Below are 15,648 nucleotides of genomic sequence, written 5' to 3'. Positions count from 1 at the left end.
CCGGACATTTCTGTCAAAAAAGCAACTGAGATTATCAGCTGCTTTTTTGAGAGTTTACTATTCTAATTGCCCTATAGTATTGATCATGCTTACCCTTGACTATGTTTGTCCGTAGGCCTAGAAATACCGCTAATCGCTTCGCCGGCTTTCTGCTTCGACGTTTCATTCGCCAAATCGGCCATCGAAACAATGCCAACAATTTGGTCGTTTTCTATGACCGGTAATCGGCGCACTTGTTCTTTTGCCATCAGCTCGGTGACTTGTTGAACGTCGGTATCAGGATTAACGGAAATGATATTATTACTAATAATATCCTCCACTTTCAGGGAAATAGACTTTTTTTCGGCTATCCCGCGGATAACAATATCCCGGTCCGTAACGACGCCAATACATTTATTCTGTTGGTCGACCACCGGTATTAATCCGATATCCTGTTCTTTCATGGCGGTTGCAGCCTCTATTATGTCTTCATTAAGCATGATCGTTATAAGCTCGGTGGACATAATTTCTTTTACTGTTTGCATATGACATCCTCCCTTCTATAAATTCATAAACACAAGATGTTTTTACCCATTCCAGCCCGCTGCTAACCTGAAGGAATTTTTATTTTTTCCAATATTCCCAAAGCGAGTATGTTAAAGAATTTACAATATTTAGAGGGTTTTGGATCATTACGATCGAATAAAATTATGCTTGGTTAAAATATAAATTGAGAGTGAAATGAGTATGTCAGAGTGGAAAGGAACTGTTGATTTGAGAATGACCGATATTTCAGATTCGAAATTTCAACAAGTGGACGCGAAGAGACTCACGTTCAACGAAGTGAATCTAGCAGGAACAAAAATTAACTGTGCTAATCTAGAAGGGTTAACTTTAAATGATGTGAATCTAACAGGCGCAAAAATAACTATCGATTTATCCAATGTGACTATCACTGATTGTAATATAACAGGGTTAATCATAAACGGGATCGCGATTGATGAGTTACTGAGTAAACACAACGTGATTATTAAATAAGAGCGAGGGAGGAAGAGCTGGGATGCTTTACGATTTACAAGGTGAAGCAAATATGTCGCCTATTGTGGGAATATTATATTCTGCTGTGGAAGAGAATAGCCAACGTCTACAATTAATCACGGATGGCATGTCGCAAGAAGAAGTAGATTACAAGGGTCCAAATAACAACTTTAATAGTACCGCTCAGTTAATAAAACATATCATGTATGTTGATCTTAATTGGGTTTATAGAATGAAAGGACAACCACTTCCTCATCCTTTAAAAGAGCAATATGGCCCCATGATAGATGCAAATAATAGGCTTCCGATGGTCAAAGGGAAGTCTTTGAACACACTTATGTCTAAGTATGAAGGTGTAGTAAAAATATTGAAAGATTCATGTACACAATTAAAAGATGCTGATCTAGATAAAGTTGTCACTTTTGGACATGAAAATGAAAAGCAAGCAACCATACGCTGGGGCCTATGGCATATGGCTGACCATAGCCGCTATCATCAGGCTCAAATTAATCAGCTTAGAAAGTGGTATAATGAAAATTCTCTATCAAATTAAAAGGGAGAATGTTCAACGAAACAGAGGAGGATGCCAAATTTCAAGTATGAATAGAAAGGGAAACGGTTCCGTCCGGTACAATACGTCTGGAATATCTGGATAGACTGTGAAAGGACAGCTTTCCGCCGGGCATAAGGTAATCCGGAAAGGATAGAGTATTTGCTTCTCGCTTTGGAATTCGCAACGGGTGTGAAAAGGAAGTTCAACTACTTGACGGTAGGTGACTTCTTTTTCACGCCCGTTTCTCGTTTATTGTCCCGAAAAAGGAAAAAAGGATAGCTTCACAAAAAATGTGGACAACGTTGTACGGATAAGGAGTAGTATAACAAAAAATGAAGATTTGAATGGTTAAAGGACCGTGCTAGTCTGAAAATGCAAACGACAATCAAACACAGAACGGAGCGATGGCATTGCAGTTTGTATGGAAATATACTTCCCGGAACCGTTTTTTGTATATGCTGCTGGTACCGGTGGTTATGTATTTGATTCTTTTTAAATATGCCCCTATGGCGGGTGAAATCCTCGCTTTCAAAAACTATCGTCTGGCTGATGGATTATGGGGAAGCCCATGGGTGGGTTTGGAGCAGTTCGAGAAGTTATTCTCGAGCAGGGACTTTTATATTGTACTGAAAAATACGCTTCTGCTGAATTTGTATACGCTTCTGTTCGCTTTTCCCGCGCCCATTATTTTGGCGTTGATGCTGAATGAGGTACGGTTGGAATGGTATAAGCGGACGTTGCAAAATTTGTTGTACATTCCGCACTTCATCTCTTGGATCGTACTTGGCAGCATCGTTTACGCTTTGTTATCGCCGTCCACAGGTATTCTAAACTACGTGCTGAAAGGCGTTGGACTTGAACCGATTTATTTCATGGCAGACAAGTTCTGGTGGACGGTTTCCTTTATTTTCTCGGGGATTTGGAAAGAAGCTGGATTTGGTACGATATTGTATTTGGCGGCCATGGCATCGATTGATCCCACGCTGTATGAAGCGTCGAAGATGGATGGTGCAGGAAAATTAAGGCAAATTTGGCACATTACGCTCCCGGGTATTCGTAGTACGGTCGCCATTCTACTTATTCTGCAAGTCGGAAAGATGATGGATGTCGGGTTTGAACACGTGTATGCCCTGAGCAACCCCACTGTCTCGAGTGTCGCCGAGGTCATTAGCACGTACGTATATTCACGCGGGATTGTCGATCTGCAATACAGCTATACGACTGCTTTAGGCTTATTCCAGTCGGTTATCGCACTCATTCTTATCGTATCTATTAATCGGATTATTAAAGCGTTAGGAGAACGTGGATTATGGTAAGAACCTCTCAATGGTTGAATTATTTGCTGTTGGCGTTGTGTGCATATATCACCCTGTTCCCTTTCATTAATATATTTGCGGTTTCGTTGAGCAGCACGAGAGCGATCACCGCAGGCGAAGTATTCATGTGGCCGGTAGAATTTAACGTGGACACCTATACGAATTTGCTCCGAGACGGCCAGATGTTGGTAGCTATGAAGAATACGGTCGTCATTACCGTTGTAGGTACTGTGCTCAATATGCTGTTTACCATAATGGCCGCTTATCCGCTGTCCAAATCGAGACTAAAGGGCAGAAACGTTATCCTGATGGCGATCCTGTTCACGATGCTGTTCAGCGGAGGCATCATTCCTAACTTCTTGCTCATCAACAGCTTGGGTTTGGTGAATACCTATTGGTCTTTATGGCTGCCTGCACTTATTAGCGTCTATAACATGTTCGTTATGAAGTCATTCCTTGAAGGGCTGCCTGAGGAACTGGAAGAGTCTGCGTCTATCGACGGCGCCAATGATCTGACGATTTTGTGGAAGGTTATCCTTCCTCTATCCAAGCCTGTGATCGCTGCTCTAACGTTGTTCTACGCAGTCGGCTGGTGGAATTCTTACATGAATGTGCTGATCTATATCCGAAGTACGGATAAGTTGAGTTTGATGGTAAAGCTGTATCAGATGATTGAACTGGTCAGTCCCGAGATGCTGCGGAGCGGAGAAGGCGTGACGCAGACCGTGATTACGCCGGAAGGGATTCGGGCTGCGGCAGTCGTACTGGCAATCGTTCCGATTCTTTGCGTATATCCGTTTCTGCAGAAGCACTTCATTAAAGGCGTGCTCATGGGTTCTGTTAAGGGCTAATCTAGCGATATTAATAGCGAACTCGCGAGCGCTATTTAATATATAATTTAACTACTACGGGAGGTTGCGTATGGAAATCTTTGGCAAATACAAGGGGAAAATGTTGTTCGTCGTAGGTATGATTGTATTACTGCTTACGTCAGCCTGTTCCACCAGGAACAACGAAGGTGCAAATAATCAGGCACAAGAAAGCAATCCACCGGCTTCTACTGCTGCGGATTCTAGTGCGAATGACACTAAGGATCCTTATAACGATCTTCCCAAGACGGTCAGCATCTCCATGTTCGATAGAGGCAAAGTCTCTAGCGATGAGGGAACGTATGAGGAAAACCGTTGGGTAGACTGGATTCGTAAGGAATCGGGCATCGATGTATCGATCATCCCCGTGCCGCGTAGCCAGGCTAAGGATAAGTTGAATGTGCTTATTGCATCCAATCAGGCGCCTGATCTGATCTGGGAGTTCGACCGCAGTTATATCGGGAAGCTGGTTACGCAGGGAGCGCTCCAACCGATCGGTGAGTATATCGAAAAGTATAGTACCTCCTATAAGAAATACCTGGAAGAGAATCCGGAGTTACTCCCGCATATTACGTTCGACGGAAAAATCTATGCTGTTACTACGAAACGCCCGATTACAGCCATTGCTAACCACGGAATGTGGATCAGGCAAGATTGGCTGGATGCGTTGAATCTCAAGGCGCCAACTACTGTTGATGAATTGATTGCCGTGGCGCAGGCCTTTAAGAAACATTATCCTGACAGCACACCTATTGTAGGGGCGAATACCAGCGATATTTATGCCGCACTGCACGGCGCAATCAATTATCAGTGGTATGTGGAAGAGGATAAGCTGAAATACGGAGCAACGCTGGATCGGTTTGCCGATGTCATTGAAATGGAGAAAAAGCTATTTGATCTTAAGCTCGTCGATCTTGAGTACTTCACGGATACGAACTACCAACGAAGCAATCAGCTGTGGACAACGGGCAAGGCTGGTATTATGCTCGGACAATGGCTTACTCCATTAAATAAGGATCTAATTACAAACGTGCCAAGTGCGAATCCCGTACCGCTGGAAGCCGTATCGACCCCTTATGGGAAGTATGGCTTGTATCAAGAAGCATCCCCTTTTATTTATGTCGCTTTTAATAAGAATATGAAAAATCCGAAAGCGGCCGTGGAATATCTGGATTGGATTGTCGATAAGGGATGGTTTACGTTATTAAACGGTGAGGAAGGCGTCCATCACCAGCTTGTGGATGGCGTTGCCAAACGATTGGATATGGATAAGTACAACAAGGAAGCGTCGTATGCCGCTGAGTATGCCGTTCTGCGACAAGAGACGGTTAAGCCGGAGGACTTAATCCTTCAAGCGGCGGATGATGAGCTGTCACAGCGCATTGCCAAGCTTAATTCGGCTGCATTGGAGACCGCTCTCAAGGTTCCTTTCAGGCGCGATATTCCCTATCAACCGAACTTCGACGAGATCAATGAAATTCGCGCGTCGCTTGACAAGTTCATTAAGGAAATCCGAGCTGGAGCGACAACGCAGGGAGAGAAATACAACGGAGAATGGGCGCTTGGAGAGATCCGCAAGGAATGGGAGCGTCTGGGCGGAGCGAAAGCTGAAGAAATCGCCAATCAATGGTACCAGAACAATAAAGCAAGCTTTAAATAAACCTTGAGGAGGAGGATGGGACAGTGAATTGGATTCGGAATAAAAGGCTTGTCAAGGCAGTCGGTATTCTTTCGATCCTTTTGTTGCTGCTTGTCTCGTCCTCCATCTTTTCCATTTATATTTTCTTCAATAAAGAATTGAAGCGGCAGTTGACGGATACGAATATGGAGTTGCTTGGACAATTGGATCAGAAGCTGGAGCTTACGATGAAGAATATGGATAAGCTGGCGATCCAGATGTTAAATAACAGGGATATTACCCGGTTCTACGATTATGAGCTTAACGAGCAGGAAAGCCGAAGCAACTCCTTTCGCATCTCCAATTATTTTGCCGATGTCGTGAGCAGCAATGAATATGTGTTCTCCATCGATTTATATTCCTACAGTAAGCATCAGCTCGTGTCCGGTACGCTCTTGAACGAACAGGAATTCATACAGAGCTACCAATGGGTTAACGATTTCGAGCCATTCGAGGGATATTCGAAGTGGATGTCCACCCGTAGAGTCGTGCTCGATCAATCGAATTATCCGATTTATCGTAATGTGGTTACGTTTGTTAGAACTTATCCTCTTATCTCGGATCCGGACGTGAGGAAAGGCGCAATCGCCGTCAATATTAAGGAAGAATTGCTGTACGACCTCATTCGAAAAACCTCTGATCAAGATGAGGGAGAGACCTTCGTCATCGATGCCAACGGTGTCGTTGTGCTTCATAGAGATAAGAAAATTCTCGGTATTAACATAAGCGAGATGCCGTATATCCAATCTATTCTGAATAAGACTCAATCGAATGGACATATATCCGCTGAAGTGGAACAAACGCCGTCCTCGATCTTTTATGTCAATCAGGATTATACGGGCTGGAAGATCGTACGTTTTATCCCCGAGGTTCAGTTTAATCAGCCTTTATCGGTCGTCAGATATGGATTGCTTCTACTTGCGATTGTGTTGTTCGTGATGTCCATGCTGTTCGTTGCCGTAGTTGGCGGATGGACGTTGAAGCCGGTTAACCGTTTCATCCAGTCGATGACCGGACGGTTAACCGTTCACCCTAAAGGACACCTGATTCAGAAATATTCGGATGAGTTCCAATATTTCGAATCGACCGTGGAGCATATTTTGCAGGATCGGGAACTGCTGTACAAGCAGGTCAACGAGAGCAAGCCCTTAATGAAATGGCAGCTGCTTACGGAGTTGCTGTCCAATCGGGACAAGAAGTGGAGCTCATTGCAGTCTTACATGGATAAAATCGGGATCCGTCTGAAAGACGGCCAGTTCGTGGTGATGTACGTTGAATTTGATAATAAGCACAAAATAGCCACCATGCAGGATATGCATTTATATGCTTACGCCTTATGCAATATCGCGGAAGAGTTAATGAATGCGGAAAGCCTAGGCATTGCAGTGGAAGTCGATAACGGCAAATGTGCCGTCATTATGAGTTTCGGCGACCAGGATTCGGCTGAGTACAACGTGATGCGGGCAGTATCAGTAGCGGACTTAATGCGGAATTTCGTCCGGGAATATTTCAATCAGACGATCACGGTCGGCATTGGAGATTCCGTAAACTCGTTTAACGACATCCATCTTTCCTACAAACAATCGATCGAGGCATTCCGTTACAAGCTGGTTATGGGCGGCAACTCCATTATTACGAATGAAGAGATTACGAGCGACCAATCGCCGCAATTTTACAGATTTTTCGCGATGACGGACGGAATCGTCGTCTCTGTAAAAATGGCTGACAGCGAGAAGCTGCGCTATCAGGTAGGCAAATGGTTCGAATTGTTCGCAGAGCAGAATGTACCTCCGGAGATGATCATGCAGCTGATCGTCCAATGTCTGATGGAGGTGGCTACCGTAGCTGCGGAAATCGGCGTCAACGTGGAAGAAATCCTTCCCGGGCGCGACATGTACGACGTCCTGAATCAGTATGAACAGCTGGATCATCTGCAGCAACATACAGTTAATGTACTAGAGCATTTCATTGAACGGATCAGGGAGAAACGGAACAGCCGGGATAGAAATGAAGTGATCGATAAGGTGCTGTTGTACATTCAACAGCAATACAATCGCAGCGATATGTCCTTAAACTTGTTGGCCAGCGAGTTTCGCCTTAGCGTGTCTTATTTGAGCAAGCTGTTCAAGGAACAGAAGGAATGCAATTTTATCGACTACTTAATGGATTATCGAATGAGCAAAGCGATGGAGATGTTGGTTGGGACGGATGAAATGATTCGCACCATCGCAGAGAAGGTAGGTTATTCGAACGTCAACAGCTTTGTGAGAATTTTCAAGAAAATAAGCGGGTTAACTCCTACGGAATATCGTGAAAAATACAAGGAGTGATCCCATTGGAATTACCGCATTGCTTGCGCCGGAAGCGTCGTATGAGATTTCCGGGGGTTTTCGCAATAACGTCATTTTTCCGTCATGATCGCGGTACCGGAAATTGTCATGGAAATAAGAAAGATTATTGAGATACCGGATGAGCTCAATAAACGCTATTCGAAGCTTGCAATGGGTCTGCCTGACTGTCAAGCAGAAGATGGCTTATGGCACACCGTTCTGGATAGACAGGATTACTACAAGGAAACGTCCGGGAGTGCTGGAATTGCCAGTGGATTTATAAAAGCGGTCAAGTCAAGAATGTTGGATCCCTCATACTTGGCAGTGAGCCGATTGACGCTGGAGAGTGTACTTAAATTAATTACTTCCGAAGGCAAAGTAACTGGCGTATCCGGAGGAACGGCGGTAAAGGCGACCGTGGAAGATTACAATCGTGTTCGCATATGTCCGACACTATATGGCCAAGGGTTAACGGTGCAATTGTTAATAGAGTCGATCTTGACAGAATAACCACTTGGAAGGATGGAAGTCCTCATGCAACAACCAGATCAGAAGCAAATGCTGCTGAATGCTGTGAAATCGAAGGATGCTGATTATAATTCGGAGCTTTGTTTGCTAAGATCGCCTTTCAGCAGCCCTGGTTATCATACAACGATTAAACATGCCGACTTTATCCATGCAACCCGCGAATCCATGAGATACGCGCTTGCATTGTTAGATACGGCATTGGATGAAAACAAGCAAAGAGCATTCGACATTATCGAGAAGATCGTTTCTTTACAGGATACTGACCGAAGCCGCAGCACCTTCGGCATATGGTCATGGTTTTACGAGGAGAGCCTCGACCGGATGTCCCCGCCAGATTGGAATTGGGCCGACTTCATCGGGAAGCAGCTTGTACTCGCATTATCGCGGCATGGAGATCGATTCCCGCAACAACTGCGAGATTCTGTCATCCAATCGATATACAACGCATGCGATGCCATCATCAAACGAGATGTAGGTCCGCACTATACGAATATTGCCATCATGGGCGCTTTTGTCACACTAATCGCCGGAGAACGGTTCGGCCGGAGCGATTATGCCGAATATGGACTAAACCGTTTAGAGAAGCTCCATCGGTTCACGATGGAGCGCGGAGCTTTCCAGGAATATAATAGTCCGCCGTACACTTACATAGCGATTCTGGAATTATCCAAGATACGTAAGGAAACAACGGGAGAGGAATCGAAGAGGCTCAGCGAGGAGCTTCTCAATCTGGCATGGAGCTCGGTTGCCGAGCACTTTCATAGTGCCTCCAAGCAGTGGTCCGGTCCGCATGCCCGCTGTTATCAGACATTGCTCAGTATAGAGAATCAAGCATTTCTTCAATTGGCGACGAACGGGAAACTCATGTTCTTCTCATGGGAAAAGCTTCCTTATGAAGAGGAATGGTATGAAAGCGGGTTTTTCTGTCCCGAGCCGTATGTGGATTCATTCCTCACTTCTGAGGAAAGGGAAATCCGGCAGTTGTATGCGGTGAACTCAACCAATCATACCGAGTCCTGGGCCACGACGTATATGACTGCGCAGTATTCAGTCGGCAGCCATAGCAGGGAGGTGATGTGGAATCAGAAACGTCCGCTATTGGCTTACGTCGATAATGGAGGTCAAGCGACGTATGCGCAATTGCGTTGCCTGCATGACGGTTATGATTATTGCTCGGCCGTGTTCAACGGCAAGCAGGACCGTCAGCATGTTCTGTGCGGCGTCGAGTTTATAACCGATGGTGGTGATACGCATCCGAGCTTGGACAAGACGGGCGGTGTGATCGAAGCTTCGGACCTTCGATTGCGTATGGAGATCGGAGGCTGTCTTGACCGCGTAGTCGGCGATTCTAATGACAGTGACGCAGTAATTTGGATAGGCAAGATCCGTATGCTACTGCAGACATGGTATGCTGCTTTTACTGAAGAAAGCGTTTTTCAAGCACCCCTGAAATGGGAAATTCATGATGACGGTCGGACATTCAATGTAGATCTCATCATTTATTCGGGCGAACGGAGAAGTATCGATTTTCGACTATTGCAAGAAGCAGCCTTCCTGTTCTCATTCGTGATTGACAGTGATGAGACTCCACCCGCACCAATGATCGAACATGACGACAACCGGTTAATCGTGAGAATAGGTGATAAGCATGAAGAGACAGCATTTGTTATGAACAGGAGACCTACGGAAATTAATTAGAAGGGTTCTCGTTAAGGATCGACAACCTATTCTTTGAAAGCGGATACGCTCTTCGCAATATCTTTAATTGGCATAGATGTCGTCATCAATAAATGTGCGGCGGCGTGTAACCTCCGAAGGGTACTCCATGAGTGATTCCCGATCTTATTTCCATTCGTCTATTACACGATAACCTGCGCGATTGCGACATGATTGAAATAATCGTGTCGCGCTGAACGATTCATGAACCTTCTCCCGCCCGATATAATAAGAATCATAAAAAGCGTTTACAAAAGCATTATATTGAGATTAGGAGAGTAATAGATGACTAAAGTGTCGGAAACTGCACGCATGTACGAAAAAGGAAATTACGCCAGCACCTACACAGAGGTTCCAACCTCAAATCCAGGATTGGCGTGGCGGGACGGTATGGTTAGCGGAAACGGCGAAAACGGTTATATCACGTCAGGATCGCCGTATACGGACAGCTTCATTTTCCAATATATGTGGTTCAACTATCCTTCCCAAGATCCAAGAGTGATTCCGGAACAATTAACGGGACAGCTTGCTGATGCTAGATGGAATGTATTTAACCAGAATGATGAATGGAAGATTACAGATGCGGATGGTAAAACAAGGAGAAGGCCCTTTTATTACAGCTACCATCCGGGACACCAGCTCAGACTAAGCATGAATAATAAGGGAAACGTGTCCGGTTATGAAAGATGGACGAATTATGAAACGGCGGAAACCGGTGTGCGATACACCGATGAGTTTGGCGTGTGGATCCGTACCTCATTTACTTCCAGAGAGGACAATGTTTCGATTACGAAGATCGTTCAATCCTCCACCGGTGCAAAGATTAACATGATCATCTCCATTGATGACGTTTCGAGTATGTACAAGGCGCGCAATGGAAATTCCGAGCTTACGGCGCTCCACTATAAAAAGTTGGTGGATCCGAACGCCGAATATATGGCACAGATTGCCCATTACCCATCCTATCCGGGAAGCGAGCTGATCGACGGAGGATACGCAGGCCTGACACAGGTTATTGTCGTTAACGGAACGAAGAAGAGAGTAGATCTTACCGACACGAATGAACCTATGAATGTTGGAACGCAGCAGAATCCTGCGATTCAAGTGATCGGAGCCGAAGTCGTATATATAATAACGCAGTCGAACAGGACTTTTGATATGGGCAAAATCGAAGATTTTGCTGGAATGACGCAATACGCCATAGTGGACAACCTGTTTAAAAACACGAATTCTGTCGCAGAAAAATATAAAGATACCTCCGGTCATTTCGATTATAACGCTGCCCTAGCACCCCATATTAAAAAACATTCAGCTGAATTTAATGCCGTATGTTTTACGCTTCAAGGCGATGAGGATTTCAAGAGCGCAGATAACTTAGCGTTAATCAACGTTCAAAGGGCATCCGAAACAAAAATAAATCATGCTTTTATGGAGCAGGTTTACAATCAAGGGCGGTATGCCCAGATATGTTGCAGCGGTTCAAGCGCGCCGCGCCTGTACGGAATGTGGACTGGAGAGTGGAATCCAGCCTGGCGTGCTATCTACACGCTTGACGCCAATGTGAATTTGCAGGTTTCTCCCATGAATACAGGCCATTTAACGCAAGCGCAGCTGGGGTATATTACATTCTTCTTGAGAAACACGCCCGACTTCGAATACAATGCGCGAATGGCATATGGGATGCATGATGCTTTGCAGATCTCGGTTAACTCAGATGGCGACCGCGGGATGCATATCGAATACGACAACGATTACCCGTTTGAATATTGGAATGCCGGGGCAAGCTGGTGTCTGCTTCCCATCTTCGAGTATTGGCAGTGTTACGGTAACGGGCAGATTCCGATAAACGACAACATGAGGATCCATGAACTGAAACCGCTTCTGAGTGTAAACGACGGGGGGCTGACGGATGAAGAATTTAGAATATTGATCGAGCAGGGACATTTGGATTTGGAAAAGGATATTTTACTTCCGCTGCTTACAAAGCAGGCCAATTTCTGGGAACAGCTATGCACGCCGGAATACTATACGGATATTAATGGAAGCGCGTGCTATGAGAAAGGCAAATCGGCGCTGCATCCGGGTGAAAAATATATGATAATCCCTACTTATTCGCCCGAGAATAACCCTATCGGATACAACAGTACGATTACGGCAAATGCCACTATGGATATTTCAGCGGCGCGGGATGGTCTGCATATGGTTATAGCCATGGAAAAAGCAGTAAAACGCGACGGATATGAGGCTGTAATCGTCAAATGGGGAGATTTGCTAAAGCTGTTGCCAGATTACAAGGTAGACAAGGACGGCGCCTTACGCGAATGGGCGATGAATGAATATACTGAAAATAACAACCACCGCCATTTGAGCCATCTCTACCCGGCATGGCCTGCATATGAAACGCAGAACAATATGGAGCTGGTTAAAGCTGCAAATATCGCGATTGAAAACAGAAATAAGTACAATACAGGGGATGCGACAGCCGGGCACGGCTGGATGCACAAGGCATTAGTTTACGCTAGGTTGAAAAATGGTGAAGGTGTAATTTCTTCTCTTCTACCAATGATGACGGATGCCGGTTATTATACCTCCTTAATGACAGACCATGATACAAACAGAAGAAATGACAGCTATTGCACCGATACATCATTTGGTACTGTGGGGATAGTAAATGAAGCGTTGCTCTTCTCGAATACCGGTGAAATAGAGGTTCTTCCGGCACTGCCCTCAGAATGGAAGTCGGGATCCATCAAAGGACTAATGGCGAGAACCCAGGTGGAGGTTAGAGAGTTATCATGGGACATCTTATCTAAAACTGTAAGTGTTACATTACAATCAGTTGCTGATCATAATCAAATAAAATTAAAAGCGGGCATTCCTTGGGCAAAAGCAACAGTTAACGACCGTGAGGCAGAGGCTCTTGACGATGGATTTGGCAAACATATTCCCTTAACGCTGAGTTCCGGTATGGATGTTACTGTTATATTTAATTTTGTTCGATAGCCGTAATTGATTCGAATCGAGAGGTGAAACTGTAAAGAGTGCAGGTTGTTTCGCCAAAAACTGTTTTTAATGCGTTTGAACTGCAAAAACTACAGGTATTTGGGGTTAGTTTAGTCATTTTAGCCGATTTTGGGCTGATTACCTGTAGGAAATGCAGGTTGATTGGCGAATATCTCATTTTTAGGCAATAATTACTGTAGTAAATACAGGTAACAGGGGCTGTCCCGTCAGGTCTTTTACGACCTTATGGGACAGCCCTATTCGATTCTGCTGAAATGGTCGTAATCCAATCTTCAAGCCTCCAATTGCCTCAATTGATGCGTTGTTTCGCGGTATTTGCCTGGCGTGACCCCTTCCAGCTTTTTGAATACCCGGATAAACCCGATATCGGTCGCGTAGCCCACTTTCTTGGCGATCTGCACAATTGTAAAGTCGGTGTCGCCGAGCAGCCGCTTCGCTTCCCCGATCCGGTTCTCAACGATGTAATCGGTCAGGTTCAAATGGTTGTGCTTTTTGAAATAACCGGATATATACTGCGGCGTCATACCGAAATGGTCGGCAATCATCGTCAGGCTCAGGCTATTGTCGCGGAATCTCTCCTGTATGAAGGCTAAAACCTGATTGTTAAGCCGATCGCCTTGCTGCGATCGCGCTTCCTGCACGCGTCCGCACAAGAATCGGCACAGCTGCTTCAGCTTGGCCTGCATCTCGACCGCCGACGTGCTGTTCAGCAGCTCCTTCGCAGGATCGCCGGAACCCGGGAATTGGCCCGCCGTATCGATCTTCAAGGCGTTCATTACTTTAAGCACGGTGCTCAACAAGTCGAAGAAGAGGCATTTGCCCATCTCCGGCGTAAGGGAGCCGGACTCGATGTTTTGCCAATATATATCGTTCAGCAGCTTCTCCGCCCCCGGATAATCGCCGCTCTTGAGCAAGTTCATCAGCTGGCTCTCGATTTCCAGAGGGTAGTAGTAGAAGTGGCGCTCCATATCTTTGATAGACTCGTAGTCGATGATCTGGCCGATACCGTGCACGATCCGGTAGTCCAAGGCGCTCAGCGCCTCGCTATAGCAGCGCGCCGCTTCTTCCATGCCCGTGCGAACGGAGCTGAACGCGATAGTCACATCCATACGGAACCGCGTATGGGTCATCTCCTTCAACTGCCTGATCAGCTCATTCCTCTCTTGCTTGGAGGCGTCTGAGGCGTCCGGAAGCACCAGCAGCAAGGCCAGTTGGTTCTGCTCCGTCTCGATCACGTACCCCCTCTCTTGCAGCAGCTCCTGGCTCAGGTTGGCCAGTACGAAGCGGACAAGCGCAGACTCCTCCTCGCTGTTCCTCGCAATGAACCGGCTGCAGTCGTCAACCTCGATGAGCGCCACGCAGAGATGGTCCGATTGGAACTTCAGGTCGATGAATCCCAGCGATTGCCCGTCGAAGGAGCCGGAAGGTACTTGCCCTTTCAGCAGCCGGGTCAAATAATGCGCCCTTACGACCGGCACATGGCCGGCCAGCGCATGGCGCAGCTGCTCGCCTTCCGCACGATTTCGTTCGATCGACGATTTGATAAACTCGTATTCGTTCATCGTTTTCGCGGTATGGGGCTGCTGCGGTTCGCCCTTAAGTAAAGACAGCACCATGTCGCGGATAGGGATATAACTGCGGTACGCCATGGCGTAAGCGATTAACGTACCGGCCAGAATCGCGATAATGAGCAGCTTTATGGCCCATCTCTTCATCTCGTTGACCCGGCTTAGCACTTGCTCCTCGGGAGCGAGCGATACGTAGGTCCAGCCGCTGTCGCCGCCGGTGTGGGAAATGAGCATGTTTTCGCCGTTGTAACGGGCGGTCGAATAATAACCGGAGCTATTCTTGTCCTCGAGCGCGGATGGATCCAGCTGCATCCCGTCCTCCGAGATAGACAGGATCGTCTGCCCCGTGCCGTCCATAATGAACATGGAGGCGTTATTGGCCCAGTTGACCTGTTTCAGCAGGTCGAAAATTTGTTGTTCGTTAATTTGCATAACCAGCGTCGCGCGGACGTTGTCCTTCTCGCCAAGAGGGAGGGTAACGGCGGACGTAATCATATACTCGGTAACGGATTCGGTGACGACGGCTGCGGACGGCCAGAATGTTCGGAAGTGGTAGCCTGATAGGACGGAACGGCGAATGTCTTCTTCGGAAGCATTCTGATAAGAGGCAAGCTTTGTCAGGTACATCGTTGTATCCGTTTTCAATTCAGGGGAAAGGATGATGTCTTGGCCCTGGAGATGGATGAAAAAATGGCTGATGAAGCTGCTGCCCAGATGGAAGTTCTTCAAAATTTTCACCGCTTCGTTGAATTCCAGGTATCGATGGCTGTCATTGATATTCCACAGCGCCTGCAGCTTGGGATGCGTGGCGACCTGGATGGAGAGATGGTCAATTTCTTTCAAATGATTCTCCACGACGCCCTTGACCTGCTCAAGCATGGCCATATTGGACCGGTTCGCGTTGTCGACCAGAACGTCCTCCATGTTTTTGTACAGGTAAGCGGAGATGACGACCGGAACGGCCAGGATCAGCAGGTAAGACAGCCATAGTTTAAGAAAGACGTTTTTCCTCCGATGCTGCATGGATAGACATCCCCCTCTTCTCAGTC

11 protein-coding genes are annotated in these 15,648 nt (G+C 46.3%); 9 read left to right on the top strand and 2 right to left on the bottom strand.

Annotation, left to right across the window (positions count from 1 at the left end):
• Window positions 1-89: 89 nt before the first annotated feature.
• The gene (locus ACESLK_RS01500; protein WP_372661121.1) at window positions 90-524 is read right to left on the bottom strand and encodes a CBS domain-containing protein; all 435 of its coding nucleotides are present in this window, start codon (window positions 522-524) and stop codon (window positions 90-92) included.
• A gap of 202 nt (window positions 525-726) precedes the next feature.
• Between ACESLK_RS01500 and ACESLK_RS01495 the strand changes: the two genes are divergently transcribed.
• The 9 genes from ACESLK_RS01495 (at window position 727) to ACESLK_RS01455 (ending at window position 13,010) form a co-directional block, all read left to right on the top strand.
• Window positions 727-1,017 carry a pentapeptide repeat-containing protein gene (locus ACESLK_RS01495; protein WP_372661118.1) on the top strand — a complete coding sequence of 97 codons (291 nt, stop codon included), beginning with the start codon at window positions 727-729 and terminating at the stop codon, window positions 1,015-1,017.
• Window positions 1,018-1,039: 22 nt separating this feature from the next.
• Complete coding sequence (locus ACESLK_RS01490) at window positions 1,040-1,570, top strand: DinB family protein (protein WP_372661115.1); 531 nt, start codon at window positions 1,040-1,042, stop codon at window positions 1,568-1,570.
• Between the two features lie 506 nt (window positions 1,571-2,076).
• Complete coding sequence (locus tag ACESLK_RS01485) at window positions 2,077-2,886, top strand: ABC transporter permease (protein ID WP_372661112.1); 810 nt, start codon at window positions 2,077-2,079, stop codon at window positions 2,884-2,886.
• Complete coding sequence (locus tag ACESLK_RS01480) at window positions 2,880-3,737, top strand: carbohydrate ABC transporter permease (protein ID WP_372661110.1); 858 nt, start codon at window positions 2,880-2,882, stop codon at window positions 3,735-3,737. Before ACESLK_RS01485 ends, ACESLK_RS01480 begins: the two co-directional genes overlap by 7 nt.
• 70 nt (window positions 3,738-3,807) lie before the next feature.
• A complete protein-coding gene (locus tag ACESLK_RS01475; protein WP_372661107.1) occupies window positions 3,808-5,415 on the top strand; it encodes an extracellular solute-binding protein in 1,608 nt (535 codons plus the stop codon).
• A 23-nt stretch (window positions 5,416-5,438) separates the two neighbouring features.
• Window positions 5,439-7,763, top strand: coding sequence for a helix-turn-helix domain-containing protein (locus tag ACESLK_RS01470; protein ID WP_372661104.1), 2,325 nt, complete (start codon window positions 5,439-5,441; stop codon window positions 7,761-7,763).
• 84 nt (window positions 7,764-7,847) lie between these two features.
• Window positions 7,848-8,273: a glycoside hydrolase family 88 protein gene (locus tag ACESLK_RS01465; RefSeq protein WP_372661101.1), complete on the top strand. Its 426-nt coding sequence runs from the start codon at window positions 7,848-7,850 to the stop codon at window positions 8,271-8,273.
• Window positions 8,274-8,297: 24 nt separating this feature from the next.
• Window positions 8,298-9,989, top strand: coding sequence for a hypothetical protein (locus ACESLK_RS01460; protein ID WP_372661098.1), 1,692 nt, complete (start codon window positions 8,298-8,300; stop codon window positions 9,987-9,989).
• Between the two features lie 303 nt (window positions 9,990-10,292).
• A complete protein-coding gene (locus ACESLK_RS01455) occupies window positions 10,293-13,010 on the top strand; it encodes a glycosyl hydrolase family 95 catalytic domain-containing protein (protein ID WP_372661094.1) in 2,718 nt (905 codons plus the stop codon).
• Window positions 13,011-13,303: 293 nt separating this feature from the next.
• On the opposite strand, the gene ACESLK_RS01450 is transcribed toward ACESLK_RS01455, so the two are convergent.
• On the bottom strand, window positions 13,304-15,622 hold the full coding sequence (locus ACESLK_RS01450) for a helix-turn-helix domain-containing protein (RefSeq protein WP_372661091.1): 2,319 nt from the start codon (window positions 15,620-15,622) through the stop codon (window positions 13,304-13,306).
• Between the last annotated feature and the right edge of the window lie 26 nt (window positions 15,623-15,648).

Source organism: Cohnella sp., assembly GCF_041640265.1.
In the GTDB taxonomy this organism is placed as follows: Bacteria; Bacillota; Bacilli; order Paenibacillales; family Paenibacillaceae; genus Cohnella.
Note: the sequence above shows the minus strand (reverse complement) of the source record. Positions and strands in the feature narration are given on the sequence as shown.

What these genes read in the sequence shown, in the direction of transcription:
- ACESLK_RS01450 (WP_372661091.1), bottom strand. Translation starts at nt 15,622, where the DNA reads ATGCAGCATCGGAGGAAAAACGTCTTTCTTAAACTATGGCTGTCTTAC.
- ACESLK_RS01455 (WP_372661094.1), top strand. Translation starts at nt 10,293, where the DNA reads ATGACTAAAGTGTCGGAAACTGCACGCATGTACGAAAAAGGAAATTAC.
- ACESLK_RS01500 (WP_372661121.1), bottom strand. Translation starts at nt 524, where the DNA reads ATGCAAACAGTAAAAGAAATTATGTCCACCGAGCTTATAACGATCATG.
- ACESLK_RS01480 (WP_372661110.1), top strand. Translation starts at nt 2,880, where the DNA reads ATGGTAAGAACCTCTCAATGGTTGAATTATTTGCTGTTGGCGTTGTGT.
- ACESLK_RS01465 (WP_372661101.1), top strand. Translation starts at nt 7,848, where the DNA reads ATGATCGCGGTACCGGAAATTGTCATGGAAATAAGAAAGATTATTGAG.
- ACESLK_RS01495 (WP_372661118.1), top strand. Translation starts at nt 727, where the DNA reads ATGTCAGAGTGGAAAGGAACTGTTGATTTGAGAATGACCGATATTTCA.
- ACESLK_RS01490 (WP_372661115.1), top strand. Translation starts at nt 1,040, where the DNA reads ATGCTTTACGATTTACAAGGTGAAGCAAATATGTCGCCTATTGTGGGA.
- ACESLK_RS01475 (WP_372661107.1), top strand. Translation starts at nt 3,808, where the DNA reads ATGGAAATCTTTGGCAAATACAAGGGGAAAATGTTGTTCGTCGTAGGT.
- ACESLK_RS01460 (WP_372661098.1), top strand. Translation starts at nt 8,298, where the DNA reads ATGCAACAACCAGATCAGAAGCAAATGCTGCTGAATGCTGTGAAATCG.
- ACESLK_RS01485 (WP_372661112.1), top strand. Translation starts at nt 2,077, where the DNA reads ATGGCGGGTGAAATCCTCGCTTTCAAAAACTATCGTCTGGCTGATGGA.